The 14,385-nt window shown below is 38.4% G+C and carries 13 protein-coding genes and 1 pseudogene; 6 read left to right on the forward strand and 8 right to left on the reverse strand.

Going from position 1 to position 14,385, the window contains the following annotated elements:
* Window positions 1-51 precede the first annotated feature (51 nt).
* The 3 genes and pseudogenes from DRW42_RS29490 to DRW42_RS10720 all read right to left on the reverse strand — a co-directional run bounded on the left by DRW42_RS29490 (window position 52) and on the right by DRW42_RS10720 (window position 1,803).
* A pseudogene (locus DRW42_RS29490) lies at window positions 52-647 on the reverse strand (DUF4142 domain-containing protein).
* Window positions 648-706: 59 nt separating this feature from the next.
* Window positions 707-1,153 carry a GNAT family N-acetyltransferase gene (locus DRW42_RS10715; RefSeq protein ID WP_113948826.1) on the reverse strand — a complete coding sequence of 149 codons (447 nt, stop codon included), beginning with the start codon at window positions 1,151-1,153 and terminating at the stop codon, window positions 707-709.
* A gap of 158 nt (window positions 1,154-1,311) precedes the next feature.
* Window positions 1,312-1,803: a YajQ family cyclic di-GMP-binding protein gene (locus DRW42_RS10720; protein ID WP_113948827.1), complete on the reverse strand. Its 492-nt coding sequence runs from the start codon at window positions 1,801-1,803 to the stop codon at window positions 1,312-1,314.
* 76 nt (window positions 1,804-1,879) lie between these two features.
* Here DRW42_RS10720 and DRW42_RS10725 point away from each other — a divergent pair, with 76 nt between their 5' ends.
* The 3 genes from DRW42_RS10725 to DRW42_RS10735 all read left to right on the forward strand — a co-directional run bounded on the left by DRW42_RS10725 (window position 1,880) and on the right by DRW42_RS10735 (window position 5,552).
* Window positions 1,880-2,509 carry a hypothetical protein gene (locus tag DRW42_RS10725; RefSeq protein WP_113948828.1) on the forward strand — a complete coding sequence of 210 codons (630 nt, stop codon included), beginning with the start codon at window positions 1,880-1,882 and terminating at the stop codon, window positions 2,507-2,509.
* Window positions 2,510-2,610: 101 nt separating this feature from the next.
* Window positions 2,611-4,671, forward strand: coding sequence for a polyphosphate kinase 1 (gene ppk1 / locus DRW42_RS10730; protein ID WP_113948829.1), 2,061 nt, complete (start codon window positions 2,611-2,613; stop codon window positions 4,669-4,671).
* Window positions 4,671-5,552, forward strand: coding sequence for a Ppx/GppA phosphatase family protein (locus tag DRW42_RS10735; protein WP_113948830.1), 882 nt, complete (start codon window positions 4,671-4,673; stop codon window positions 5,550-5,552). The genes ppk1 and DRW42_RS10735 overlap by 1 nt, the downstream gene beginning before the upstream one ends.
* A 216-nt stretch (window positions 5,553-5,768) precedes the next feature.
* Here DRW42_RS10735 and DRW42_RS10740 read toward each other — a convergent pair whose 3' ends face one another.
* From DRW42_RS10740 to DRW42_RS10760, 5 genes are all read right to left on the reverse strand, one after another.
* Entirely contained in the window at window positions 5,769-6,137 is a 369-nt protein-coding gene (locus DRW42_RS10740; protein ID WP_244215242.1) for a DUF5655 domain-containing protein, read from the reverse strand.
* A gap of 5 nt (window positions 6,138-6,142) precedes the next feature.
* On the reverse strand, window positions 6,143-6,868 hold the full coding sequence (gene pgl / locus DRW42_RS10745) for a 6-phosphogluconolactonase (protein WP_113948832.1): 726 nt from the start codon (window positions 6,866-6,868) through the stop codon (window positions 6,143-6,145).
* Window positions 6,869-6,975: 107 nt separating this feature from the next.
* Window positions 6,976-8,490 (reverse strand): glucose-6-phosphate dehydrogenase, encoded by a 1,515-nt coding sequence (gene zwf / locus DRW42_RS10750; protein WP_113948833.1) that lies wholly within the window; start codon window positions 8,488-8,490, stop codon window positions 6,976-6,978.
* Window positions 8,491-8,519: 29 nt separating this feature from the next.
* Complete coding sequence (gene gndA / locus DRW42_RS10755) at window positions 8,520-9,935, reverse strand: NADP-dependent phosphogluconate dehydrogenase (protein ID WP_113948834.1); 1,416 nt, start codon at window positions 9,933-9,935, stop codon at window positions 8,520-8,522.
* Window positions 9,936-10,023: 88 nt separating this feature from the next.
* Window positions 10,024-10,782 carry an ROK family protein gene (locus DRW42_RS10760; RefSeq protein WP_113948835.1) on the reverse strand — a complete coding sequence of 253 codons (759 nt, stop codon included), beginning with the start codon at window positions 10,780-10,782 and terminating at the stop codon, window positions 10,024-10,026.
* 164 nt (window positions 10,783-10,946) lie between these two features.
* On the opposite strand from DRW42_RS10760, the gene DRW42_RS10765 reads away from it, so the two are divergent.
* The 3 genes from DRW42_RS10765 to DRW42_RS10775 all read left to right on the forward strand — a co-directional run bounded on the left by DRW42_RS10765 (window position 10,947) and on the right by DRW42_RS10775 (window position 14,343).
* Window positions 10,947-12,185, forward strand: a complete 1,239-nt coding sequence (locus DRW42_RS10765) for a sterol desaturase family protein (protein ID WP_113948836.1) — start codon at window positions 10,947-10,949, stop codon at window positions 12,183-12,185.
* 60 nt (window positions 12,186-12,245) lie between these two features.
* Entirely contained in the window at window positions 12,246-12,812 is a 567-nt protein-coding gene (locus DRW42_RS10770; RefSeq protein ID WP_113948837.1) for an RNA polymerase sigma factor, read from the forward strand.
* Window positions 12,813-13,341: 529 nt separating this feature from the next.
* Window positions 13,342-14,343, forward strand: a complete 1,002-nt coding sequence (locus DRW42_RS10775) for a FecR family protein (RefSeq protein WP_113948838.1) — start codon at window positions 13,342-13,344, stop codon at window positions 14,341-14,343.
* The last annotated feature ends 42 nt before the right edge of the window (window positions 14,344-14,385 follow it).

Genomic DNA, 14,385 nt, shown 5'->3' on the forward strand with positions numbered 1-14,385 from the left:
CGCTGCACTCCGCTCGAAATGACGACCGATTGTTATTAACAATGAATAAACCTATTTCAAACCAGCTACAATCTTTTTTGCCATTTCATCATGCGATTCGATTACTTTCAGCGTATTACCAGCCCACTCTTTTATACTTTGGTCGCGGTTTTCAGTCCCTGTTTTAAAAAGTGCTACCGTTTTATCATGATCGGTAACCATCATATCCATATAATGTTTATCAAACGCTGCGCCGGTCATTTTTTTCATTTCATCCAGATGGATTTGCTGATCGGCAGGTAAAGCATCTGGCGTAATTACTTTTTTACTTTGGGCTATGCTTTTAATTCGGTGTTGGCTTTGGTATGATCGGCCAGCATTTTGGCTGCAAAATCTTTTACTTTGGTACTTTTTGCATTTTTTGCCGCAATTTTTGCTGCTTCAACTTCCATGATACCGCCAACCGCTGCTTTTCTTACAAAAGTAGCACCAGCTTCGTCAATGCCCGATTCGGTACTTTCGGCACCGGTAACATGGTTGCCATTTACCATATTGGTATCGCCCGAAACACTGTCTTTCATCGTCGACGATTTTTTATCGGCAGTTTGGCAGGCCTCGAATGAAAGTGCTAATGCAAAAGCTGTAGACAATAAGAATATTTTTTTCATGTTTTCTCTATATTTTGATGTGTATTGAAAACAAGAAAGCCTAGAAAAGGTTTTTGATCTTATTCAGCAGTTCTGGTGTAAATATCTGGTATCACAATGCCCATTTGCCTGTCCGGATTTTCGATAACCGAAAAACCAAATTGCTCGTATAAGCCATGGGCATCTAAAGTAGCAAGCTGATAACGGCGCAAGCCCTGCAAATCGGGATGAAAAATCATAAACGACATCAGTTTTTTAGATAAACCCAAACCACGGTAACTTTCTTTTACATATACATCACAAAGCCAGGCAAAGGTAGCTTTATCCGTTACCCATCGAGCAAAGCCAACCTGTTCGCCATCTTTATAAATACCAAAGCAAAGCGAGTTTTCAATAGAACGTTTTACCGTATCAAAAGGAATATTCTTCGCCCAATAAGATTCGGTACTTAAATAATGGTGGATGGCCTCAATATCTAAAAGCTCCTTTTTATCAGAAAATATAAATCCGTTTTCGCTGATCTCCATATTAATTAATGAGTGAATTTTGAATGATTAATTTGGTGGGCGTTTTAAAAGCAAATTGCAGCAATAACTAATTGCTTACGCACTTTGCACAGTTAACCAATTTAACTAACAACCATCCAAAACAGTTAACCGATTAACCAATTTAAACAGTTAACCCATTAGTTACGCATGTTAATATATTGCAATGGCTGTCCGAAATCTTCGCCTCTGCATAAACTGATCACTGCCTGTAAATCGTCGATTTTTTTTGCCGTTACCCTTACCTGATCGTCCATGATGGAAGGTTGTACTTTTAATCCGCTGGCTTTGATCTTTGCCACCACTTTTTTAGCGGCTTCTTTGTCCAATCCTTCTTTAATGCTGATTTCTTTCCGGATCATATTGCCCGAAGCCTGTTGTTCATCTCCAAAATCCAGACTTTTAGGATCAAGGTTTTGTTTCATCATCCTCGAAATAATCGAATCTTCAATGGCTTTTAAACGCATATCATCTTCGGTAACAATGGTAATTACGTTTGCTTTTTTATCCAGATCGATGGTACTTTTCGAGCCGTTGAAGTCGTAACGGTTAAGGATTTCTTTTTTTGCATTGTTAACCGCATTGTCTAATGTTTGCGCGTCAACTTTACTTACTATATCAAAAGAAGGCATGGTTTTAGCTTTAAAGTAAAAAAATAAGTAGATTTAGTAGAAATTAATCTAACCTCACAAAAAAACGAAAAATTATATGAAAACCACTAAACCAAAGTCTCAAAAAAAGATCACCAAGAAAGAAGTTAAAAAACAATTGGAGCAGTCTATCTCTGATAAATTCCTGGATGTAATCAAAAGTTTAGGTCATGATGTATCGGAAATTAGTACGGAGGTTGGAAAGGCGAGTAAACGTGTGGCTAAAAAACTTACCAAGAAATTTACGATCGTAAAAGCAGATGTTGGACAAAAAATTGATGAATTACTGAAAACATCAAAAGAGAAAGCAAAAACGGCTAAAAAACCGGTTGAAAAGACGGTAAGCAAATCGGAAAAGACTGCTAAAAAAGTGGTTAAAAAAGCAGTTGCCAAGGCCAAACCCGTTGTACAGAGTGTTAAGGTAGCAGCTATAGAAACAGAAGAAAAAGCAGAAAAAGTTTTAGCCAAACCGGCTGCAGCTGCGAAAAAAGCAGTAACAGAAACAACTACAGTTGCAAAAAAGGCAGTAACTACAGCAACTAAAGCCCCCGCAAAGCCGGCAACAGCAGTTAAAAAAGAAACAACGCCGGCTACTGAAGTGAAAAAGGCAGAACCAGTTGTTAAAAAAACAGTGGCAAAAGCAACACCTGCAGTTAAGAAAGAGGTTAAAACACCTGTCAAAAAATAAATTTGTTAACGTTAATACGTAGATGAATTAACATCGATTTAACAAATTAATATGCAGATTTGAGCATCCCTGTTTTCGGCAGGGATTTTTTATTTTTTTAGATGAGCAATAAGAAGATCCCCTTTTTAAACCGTGAAATTAGCTGGCTTTACTTTAACGACCGTGTATTGCAGGAAGCTGCCGATGAAACGGTGCCGCTGATTGAACGGATTAAATTTCTATCCATATTTTCTTCAAATTTAGAGGAGTTTTACCGCGTTAGGGTAGCTACCATGAGCAGGCTAACCAACCTGAACGATAAAGCAAAGGCACTTTTGGGATTTAATCCAAAAAAAATCCTTAACGAGATTAAAAATATTGTGGTAAAGCAGGAAAGAAAATTCGATCAGCTTTTTCAGGCCACTTTAATCAATGAACTTGCACAGAACAGGATTTTTATTTTAAATGATACGCAGCTGAACGTAAGCAGGGGCGAATTTGTTAAAAACCATTTCAGGGACAAGATTTTATCCAACCTGGTTCCGATTATGCTGGATATGGATAAACCCTTTCCGGAGTTGAAAGACAGGTATCTGTATTTTTTTGTAAAACTTTCAAAAAAGGATACTAAAGTAAGGGAAAAGTATGCAATTATAGAGATTCCGCCTAATTTACCACGGTTTTTAGTGCTTCCTGAAACAAACGACCTTAAATTTATCATTCTTGCCGAAGATATTATCAGATATTGTTTAGATGATATTTTTTACGTTTTTACCTACGACAATTTAGAAGCTTATTCGATACAGCTTACGCGGGATGCGGAGCTGGATATTGATAAAAATATCAATGATAAATTTATTGAGGACTTAAAAAACAGTCTGGAGAAACGCAAAAAGGGAAAGCCGATGCGTTTGCTTTACGATTCGGCTATGCCTTTAAATATGCTTACCGTTTTGGTAAACAAACTTAAACTGGAAGCAGAAAGCCTGATTCCCGGTAACCGTTACCATAAATTTGGCGATTTTATTGCTTTCCCGAATGTGGGTAAAAAGGAACTTGAGTATGCGCCGAATGTGCCGCTTAAGGTGCACGATCTGCACCGCACGCAGAGTATGTTTGCCAGAGTTGCACAACGCGATTACCTGGTTAACCTGCCTTACCAATCGTACGACTACATTATTTTATTCCTGCGTGAGGCAGCAATAGATCCGAAAGTTACCGAAATTCAGATTACGCTATACCGTTTGGCCGAAAATTCGAAAGTCATCAATGCTTTGATCAATGCGGCTAAAAATGGTAAAGCCGTTTCAGTTTTGTTGGAACTTAAAGCCCGTTTTGATGAGCAGGCCAATATTTTCTGGACAACCCGCTTGATGGAAGAAGGGGTGAAGGTAAATTATGGTTTAACCGATTATAAAGTACACTCGAAAATCTGTTTGGTTAAACGGATCGAAAAAGAAAAACCAGTTTATTACGCTAATTTAGCAACAGGTAACTTTAACGAAAAAACCGCTGGCTTATATTGCGATCATAGTATTTTTACTGCCAAAAAGGAGATTACGAACGATCTGGTCAAACTTTTTGACGCTTTGAGCAAACGTACAGTAACCAAAGGATTTAAACATCTGATTGTTTCGCCTTTAGAAAGCCGTTCGAAACTGGTTAATTTTATTAACCGCGAAATCAGGAATGCAAAGCAGGGTAAATTAGCTTATATCATGCTGAAAGTAAATAGTTTGGCAGATGAAGGTATTATTTCTAAACTTTACGACGCAAGTAATGCCGGGGTTAAAATCCAGCTGATTATCCGTGGTATCTGTTGTTTGGTGCCTGGGGTAAAAGGCTTTAGCGAAAACATTACGGCCATTAGCATTATTGATAAGTTTTTGGAGCACGCCAGGGTTTATATTTTTGGCAACAACGGTAAAAATGATATGTACCTTTCCTCAGCTGATTTAATGAGCCGGAATTTCGAACACCGTGTTGAGGTGGGATTCCCGGTTCTGGACAAGGATGTGAAACAGGAAATACAGGATATTATCGATCTGCAACTGCAGGATAATACAAAATCAAGGCAAATCAATCCTTTAAACAATAATAAGTACCATAAAAATAGATTAAGTAAAAAGATAAGGGCACAGGTAGACATCTACAACTATTTAAAAACCAAGCATCAATCATAATGTTAAGATACGCAGCTATAGATATCGGTTCGAACGCGGTGAGGTTACTCATTGCCGATATCAGCAAACAGGACGGAAAATATAAATACAAAAAAAATACGTTAATCCGTGTGCCATTGCGCTTGGGCGATGATGCATTTTTAGATCAGCACATCTCAGAGAAAAAATCGGCAGACCTGGTTAAAACCATGGCAGCTTTTAAAAACCTGATGGATGTTTACCATGTATCTGAATATTTGGCCTGTGCAACTTCTGCAATGCGCGAGGCCCATAACGGACAGGATATTGTAAAACTCATTAAAACAGAAACCAACCTTACGTTAGAGATTATCGAGGGACAAAGGGAGGCAAATATCATCTATGCCAACCATATCGAAGAAGAACTCGACGAAAATAAAACTTACCTGTATATTGATGTGGGTGGAGGTAGTACCGAACTTTCTGTTTTTGTGAAAGGTGCGCCAGAAGCTTCCAGGTCATTCAATATTGGTACCATCAGGATGCTGGATAACCAGGACAAGGAAGAAACCTGGGAAGAAATGAAAGACTGGGTAAAAGAGCATACTAAAGCTTATAAACACCTTGCTGGCATTGGTACCGGAGGTAACATCAATAAACTTTTCCGCATGTCGGACGAGAAAGAAAACGCGCCTTTATCGTTGCAGAAATTAAATTCGATGTATAATAAGCTCACCAGTTATTCCTTAAAAGAACGCATCAATACATTGGGTTTAAACCCCGATCGTGCGGATGTAATTATCCCGGCCTGCGAAATTTACCTTACCCTAATGAAATGGACAGGTATTAAACAGATTTATGTGCCTAAAGTAGGTATGGCCGATGGGATTATTAAGTTATTAATTGAGGAGAAGTTGGATTAAGGTAATTCCCGGGCTACCACTCCCGCTAAACGTCATTTCGACCGCAGTGGAGAAATCTATGTTTGGAATTGTTACCTAGGTAGATTTCTCTCCCGAATATTCGGGACTGCACTCCAGTCGAAATGACGGATGGTGTGGATCTTTTTTGGAAAACCATTGCGGCACAATATAGACCCTGAAATAAATTTACTACGTAGCTTTCCGCTCCGCTTCAGGTCAGGGTGACGTATTTTGTTTTATCGCCAGCCTCAAAAAACTTTTCACTTCTTCATTTATATCTTCAGGAAAGAAAATCCTTAAATGATGGTTAAACTGGCTGGTTCCGGGTACCTGTGCAATTTTGGTGAAGCACAGGTTATCTTCGTAAGCCTGATTGAAAGGAATAACGATATGTACATAATTTTTGCCTAGTTGCGTCACGTATGCGAAAGTGATTTTGGATTCGATAGCAATCATCGATTTGGTAGCGCGAAGCTTAATTTCACCCATTTCTGCCAATTGCTCCATAAAAAAACGGAACAACCCTAAAGTATGTTCCGTTTTCCCGTTTAAAAAGTCTGACAAATGTTTTTCTTCAGACATCATTCTTTTTAATCTTCTAATAATTTTGTCGCTGCTTCATCGGTAAACCATGTTAACTTACCATCAATCGGATCGATTAACTGAGAAGGGTATAAATCAACATTTTTTTCTGTATCGCCAATCACATGTTTTAATGCTTCTGCTTTGTTCTCCCCAAAAACCAGAAAGGCTACATTTTCTGCTTTGTTGATCAACGGAGCAGTAAAACTGATGCGGTAAGTATCCAGTTTCTCTACATAAACCGAAGCTACATTTACTTCCTCATCCTTAACCAAAGTAGTATGTGGGAAAATTGAAGCGGTATGTGCATCATCTCCCATACCTAAAAGGATCAGGTCGAATACAATATCTTCGCCTTTAAAATGTGCATCAATGGCTTTTTTATATTCAATCGCTGCTTTTTCGGGCGCTAAAGTGGTATCTACATAAAAAATGTGATCTTCTTTAATGCCGAGCGGATCTAATATGGCTTTTTTGGCCATTAAACCATTGTAATTATCATCAGTGGCCGGAACGTTACGCTCATCGCCAAAAAAGAAATATACTTTCTCCCAGTCAATACGGTGTTCGCCTTCTGTAGCCAGGTAATGGTAAAGTGCTTTAGGAGAACTGCCACCGGTAAGTACAAAGTTGAAACGGTCGTTTTGTTCGATAGACATTTCTGCAATTTTGATTACATAATCTGCCAGATCCTGGTTAAGTTCTTCTAATGTTTTATATATGAGTAGATTCATGCTAATATATTAATCGTCATTGCGAGGAACGAAGCAATCCTACAACGGTCGCTATTCGAAACCTATTGATTTAAGATGGCTTCGTACCTCGCAATGACGGATGAGTTTTATTCTTTATTTTTTAATGGCAAATTAAACCAGTGGAAACCATCTCTGGCAATTAATGCTTCGGCTTCTTCCGGTCCCCAGCTATCTGCAGGGTAGTTAGGGAAGTTGATTGATTTTTTGCTTTCCCAGGTATTCAGGATTGGCATTACCAGTTCCCATGCCGCTTCTACCTGATCGCCGCGCATAAACAAGGTCTGGTCGCCCATCATCGCATCAAGTAATAAAGTTTCGTAAGCTTCGGGGGTATCGCCCTCGTAGGTTCCCTTATAATCGAAAACCATATCAACCGGGTTTAATACCATATCCAAACCAGGTCTTTTGGCCTGAACCTGCATACGGATACTCATTTCGGGCTGGATACTGATTACCAACCTGTTCTGCTGCCAATTTTCGGTTACACCTGAAGAGAAAATCTGGTGCGGCACATCTCTGAATTGGATGGTGATTAACGATGAAGTTTGGTTTAAACGTTTTCCTGTTCTTAAATAGAAAGGAATGCCCTGCCATCTCCAGTTATCAATGTGGAATTTAACAGCAGCAAAAGTTTCGGTATTTGAATGTGGATCCACACCTTTTTCCTGACGGTATCCGGGAACTTCTTTACCTTCAACCCAGCCTTTGCTGTACTGACCGCGAACAGTGTGGAAACGGATATCTTCAGCAGAAAAAGGACGCATAGCCTTTAAAACTTCTACTTTACGGTTCCTGATTTCATCGGCATCGAAATTGATCGGTGCTTCCATACCTATTAAACAAAGCAATTGCAACAGGTGATTCTGGATCATATCCCTCAAAGCACCCGAACCTTCGTAATAACCGCCACGATCGCCAACGCCCAGCTGCTCCGTTACCGAAATCTGAACGTGATCGATGTACGATCTGTTCCATAATGGTTCGAAAAGGGCATTTGCAAAACGGAAAGCCATCATATTCTGAACAGTTTCTTTACCTAAATAATGGTCTATACGGTAAATCTGTTTCTCGGTAAAAATAGTTGCCAGTAAAGCATTAAGTTCTTTTGCCGATTCTAAATCGTGTCCGAAAGGTTTCTCGATCACGATACGGCTGTTATCCTCATCCTGCGTTAGTTTGTATTTTTGTAAACACTCTGCAATGATAGGGAAGAAGTTTGGTGCTACAGCCAGGTAGAAAATTACCTGCGTGCCCGGGCCAAATTCTTTCTGATATTTTTCTACGGCTGCTTTAAGGTTTTCGAAAGTTTTTGGCTGTGCAAAATCAGTAGGGCAATAATGCATGGTACCTGCAAAATTATCCCATTTTTCTTTCTTTACTTTTCCACTGCGCGAAAACTGGTTTACGGCATCTTCTAAAGCAGCTTTGTAACTATCGTCGGTAAATTCGGTTCTGCCCGTACCAATTACTGCAAACTTATTTGGCATGTAACCCTCTATAAATAAGTTATATAGGGCAGGTGCTAGTTTTCTTTTGTTCAAATCACCTGTTCCACCAAATATTACAAAAATGGTAGGGTTTAATGCGGTTTTGCTTTTCATTTTATCTTGTTGTTCGTGAATCAAATGGGTTATGATAATTTATTCCAATCGGCATGGAAAACGCCTTCTTTATCAATACGCTCAAAAGTATGCGCACCGAAGAAATCTCTTTGGGCCTGGATCAGGTTAGAAGGCATTCTGCCGGTAGTAATGGTATCGAAATAGGTTAGGGTAGATGCAAAAGCCGGACTACCTAAGCCCGAAGCGATAGCTGCACCAATGGTTTTACGTGTGCCTGCCAAAGTGCCTTTAATGATGTTCTGGATATTTGCATCACCAAATAAGTGCTCTAAAGCATTGTTTTTTTCGTATGCCTGATAAATATCTTCGAGGAATTTAGCCCTGATGATACAGCCACCACGCCAGATTTTAGCAATTTCCTGCAGTTGCAGATCGTATTTATATTCTTTTGAGGCCTGTACCAATAAATGCATGCCCTGTGCATAAGCACTGATCATCGCGAAGTAAAAAGCATCTTCCAGTTCTTCAACTGTTACATCGATTTTAGTATCTTTTTTCCCAAAAGCCTCTTCCAATGAAACCCTTAGTGTTTTAAATTTAGATAAATCGCGGTTAGAAACAGCTTCGTTAATGGTTGGGATTGGCAATTGAAGTTCCATTGAAACTTCTGACGTCCATTTTCCGGTACCTTTTGAGCGGGCTTCGTCTTTAATCTGGTCTAAAAGATCATTCTGGGTTTCGGTATCTTTAAACAGGAAGATTTCGGCAGTAATTTCCAACAGGAATGACTGCAACCTGCCTTCGTTCCATTTTTTAAATACTTTATAAATCTCATCGTTCGAGTAGCCTAAGCCGTTTTTAAGGATGCCATAAACTTCGGCAATCAGTTCCATAATGGCATATTCGATACCATTGTGTACCATTTTAACAAAGTGGCCTGAAGCACCCGGGCCGATGTAGGTAACGCATGGATCGGTACCCACTTTTGCAGCTACGGCATCGAAAACATCTTTAACTACATTATAGGCCTGTTTATCGCCACCCGGCATCATACTCGGACCGAAACGTGCACCTTCTTCACCACCAGAAATACCCATTCCGAAGAAATGTAGTCCATCTTTTTCTAATTCATCCACACGGCGGTTGGTATCGGTAAAGTGTGAGTTACCGCTATCGATAATGATATCGCCTTTGCTTAAAAGCGGTTTTAATTCTGCAATAACACTATCTACAATGGGTCCGGCAGGTACCAGCAGAATCAGTGTACGGGGCGTTTGTAAACTTGCAATAAAGCTTTCAATATCATCAAACCCTTCTAAATTATGCTTTTTGCCTTCTTCTTCAAGCTTCGAGATCATCTTACGGTCTTTATCGTAACCGGTTACAGAGAAACCTTTATCAGCCATGTTTAATAACAGGTTGCGGCCCATTGTGCCTAAACCAATCATCCCCAATTTATATTTTTTCGAATCGTTATTTGCCATTTTTTATTTTTTAGAATGCACCCAAAATTAGGGTTTACAAATTAATATTGCAGCTATTGTTGTTAAAAGAATGTAATAAAAGGTCAAATTATTTTTCAGGTTCAACCGTAAAGATATTGTACTTATCGGCCAGTTTCCAAAGCTTGGCACCACCTTTAATCCCATCCCTGTTGGTTACGATTTTAATATTACTTTCTAATTTAAAATCGATCTGTTTCGAATTTCCGCCACCTATATATAAGGTATCGTAATTGAAAACCGTTTTATAAATTTCGATTACTTTTTTTAGCCTTTTGTTCCATCGCTCGGTTCCGATTTTTTCGAAAGCTTTGTTGCCGATATAATCGTCGTAATCTTCTTCCTTGTTGATCGGAAAGTGTGCAAGTTCTAAATGAGGAAGCAGTTCTCCATCAAATAATAAGGCTGTACCGAAACCTGTACCCACGGTAAACACAATTTCGAAGCCTTTACCTGCTACTACACCTAAACCCTGCTGATCGGCATCGTTTACCAAACGCACAGGTTTGCCCAGTTCATTTGCCACGCGCTGGGCCAGATCTACATCGGTCCATTTGTTTTTGGCCAGGTTAGGGGCCGTTTTTACGATACCGTTTTTTACATAACCGGGAAATCCGATCGATACACGGTTATAATTATCAGGAAAAGGCTTAATCAATTCTACAATACCCGTAACAATATCTTTTGGAGTAGCTTCGGGCGGGGTTTTGCTTTTTAAATATTCGGTAAGCATGTTTCCACCTTCATCTAAAAGAACGGTTTTTATACTGGTACCGCCAATATCGATCGATAATATATTATTGTTTTCAGCTTTTTTCTGTGCAGCCATAATTCTGTATTTATAAATCCGAAGTTCTACAAATAAATTAAAACCACAAACATAAAATCGATATCGAGGTAATTTATGTGTAATAAAATTATCTACATTGTCTATGTATTTAATAGAATATAATTATGTTTGTTTCGTTAACATAAAAAAAGACCACAATTGTTATGACGGTAAATTACCTGGCCTTTGCTATACCAGCATTTTTTATTTTTGTATATATAGAGCTTAAGATCGCCCAGCATCAAAAAAATGCTAAAATTTTTAAATACGAAAGTACGGTTGCAAATTTTAGTGTTGGCATTGCCGAAAGGTTATTGAACCTTTTTATTGCTGCCAGTTTTTACCAGGTATACAAATGGGTTTATGCAAATTATGCCATTTTTGATATTTCTGCTAAATGGTATGTGTGGGTTTTGCTCTTGCTCGCTACCGATTTTGTTTGGTACTGGTACCACAGATTAGGGCATGAGATTAATTTTTTATGGGCTGCGCACATTGTACACCACCAGAGTGAAGAATTTAATTTATCTGCAGCAGCGCGGATTACTACCATTCAGGCTATTTTTCGCAACGTTTTCTGGTGTGCCTTACCATTAATCGGTTTTCATCCAAACATGATTATTACCATTCTTTTAGCCCACGGTGCTTATTCGTTTTTTACGCATACGCAACTGGTAGGCAAACTTGGCTGGCTCGAAAATATATTTATTACACCCTCGCTGCATGGGGTTCATCATGCATCGGATGAGAAATATCTCGATAAAAATTATGGCGATGTTTTTGTTTTTTGGGATAAGCTGTTTGGTACCTTCCAAAAAGAGGAAGAGGCTCCACAGTATGGCTTAACGCATCCCATTAAAAGTTATAGTTTTTTATGGCAGCATTTTCATTATTACCTGGAAATTGGGGAGGCGTACCGACGGGCGGAAGGTTTTAAAGCAAAATGGAATGCCATATTTGGCAGTCCGGCCTTAATGGACCAGAATATCAGACCAATTCTGGAAGAACGTTACTATCAGAATAAAAGCCAGCACGAAGCTAAACCCAAACCCAGGTTTAAAATATACTTAAATATCCAGCTGATTATGGTGATAGCCATGCTAACCGGTACTACTATGTTTTACGGGTACCTAACGCTGGTACATAAAGTGGCTGTAGCAATTTTTATTTTGGTAACGCTGATTAATATCGGTGCATTACTGGAACAACGGAAGTGGATTTACTACCTCGAATGTTTCAGATTGATCCTTGTGTTCGGTTATTTTTTCTATACTTTCAATATCATCGAACTTTTAATATTCCCCGTTGTAGGATTGATTATTTTGGAACGTAATTTTTCTTTGAACAGCTTGTATAAGAAGCATGTGCTCAATATAAATCCAACACAATTAATACATAGGTAACTTAAAGGCAAAGTTTGCTTAATATTACCGTAATATTGCCAGGCTACTTTTGCAGGCAAGATGAAGGATGTATATTTAAGCAAAAGTGATGAAGATTTAATGTCTTTATTGGTAAACCATGACAGCCTTGCATTAGAAACCCTTTTTAACAGGTATTATCCGGCGTTGTGCAAATTTACCTCTATTTATATTAAGGATTATAATAAGGCCGAAGAGCTGATAGCAGATCTTTTTATGAAACTTTGGGATAAAAAGAATGAGCTTCAGATCAAATCGGTAAAAAAATACCTGTTTACGGCAGCTAAGAATTTAGCCTTTAACGAAATCCAGCGTGTAAAACTCCATATTTTAAGTATAAACGACCGCGAAGATACGCTCGATTATCCCGATACCTATTTAAATCCTCACGAACAGCTAACCAGCAGAGAATCTTATTCTGAAATTATTGGTCTGATTAATTTATTGCCCGAAAGGCAACGCGAAGTTTTATTGATGAGCCGGATTGATCTTTTGGAAAAAAACATCATTGCCGATTTATTGGGTATTTCGGTAAGAACAGTAGAAACCTTACTTTACCAGGCGATAAAAAACTTCAGGTTGTTAACCACCGACCGATCGGCTATTTGATTTAATTTCCTTTCTTTACCTGGAAAGCGCACATGATTGAACCCCAATCGTCCTAAAAAAGATAATTGATTATAACATTACTTGCATTATTTTTTGGAAAGGCAGGTTCGGTTTTTCATGGGGGATTTCAGTCCCGCTTTTTGGTACGAGTTCCGATGAAAGATCGGAAGCTCTTCCCTGCAATTGGGTTTATTTAACTGGGGATGGTGTTCGGCAAATAAACCATTTTTCGAAGGCAGATCAGGATGGATTGGTTTTACAACAGGCTTTTGTGTCTAAACCCGATTGAAGTGGTAGCTGCCGGCTTCACGCCGGTACTACAAACGGAAAGCGGGACTAAAGTATCTATGAAACACTGACCTCTCATTTCCAAATCCAAAGAATTCATATTTCCCTTGATGGAATAATCCTTTAACCTTTAGATAAGAAGCAATTCTTTACACTTAACGATTTGTTAACAATAACTTGATCTTTTCCGCTACGTATCCAATTCGTTTAATCTGTCTTACATCCAGAACAGCATTACTAAATGGACGAACGTTATTACAGATTAATAGAAGATTACAGCAAGAAAACCATTAACAGTGAAGATTTAACTGATTTACTGATGTGGGTGGGAAGCAGCCAGCAGAATCAGCAGATTTTCAGGGAAACCTTACAGGCTTTCGAAGCTGCAGATTATTACCTGAACAAACCTGTAAACCAGGCAAAAAGCTGGTCGGCCGTTCAACAGCATATCGAAAATACAACAGCTCCTCAATTACCAATTGTTCGTAAAATCAATTACCGTAAATATTTTACCATTGCCGCTGCTATGGTGGTTATAATGTTGTTGCCATTGTTGTATTTCAAGACGTTTAAGCCAAAAAAGACAGAAGTTGTTGCCTATAACGAGATTTATAACCCACGCGGACAAAAAAGACTGATTACCATGCCCGATGGTTCGAATATCTACCTAAACGGTGACAGTAAAATCCGTTATGCTTTAAATTTTAATACTGGTAAACGTATTGTTTATTTAGAAGGTGAAGCTTTTTTTGATGTGCAGCACCGTAGCAAACAGCCTTTTATAGTTTACACAGGAAAAGTAAGTACCACCGTTCTGGGTACTTCATTTAATATAAATGCCTATCCATCTCTAAAAAATATTACCGTTACTGTTCAAACCGGAAAAGTGGGAGTAATATTCAAAAATAAGGTTAAAAATGATCCTGTTCAATTTTTACTACCCAATGAGCAGCTTACAATTGATAAAAACAATGGAAAGCTTATCAAAACACATGTAAATGCAACCGATTTTAACAGCTGGAGGGAATACAAGCTTTTTTTCTACGATAAACCCTTAAATGAAATCGCTGAAATCATTTCGCGCGAGTATGATCTTGATATTTTAATAAAAACCGAAGCCCTTAAAGAAATAAAGCTTACGGCAAAATTTGATAAATGTTCGGTGCAGCAGATTATGGATGTAATTGCTAAGCTATCGGGCTCAAAATATACAATCTATGAAAATAAAGTAATTATTTATTAACGATAAACTGTAAAAATAGATATGATATAAAATTACCAGAAC

The sequence above is a fragment of the Pedobacter miscanthi genome (genome assembly GCF_003315595.1).
Lineage (GTDB): Bacteria > Bacteroidota > Bacteroidia > Sphingobacteriales > Sphingobacteriaceae > Pedobacter > Pedobacter miscanthi.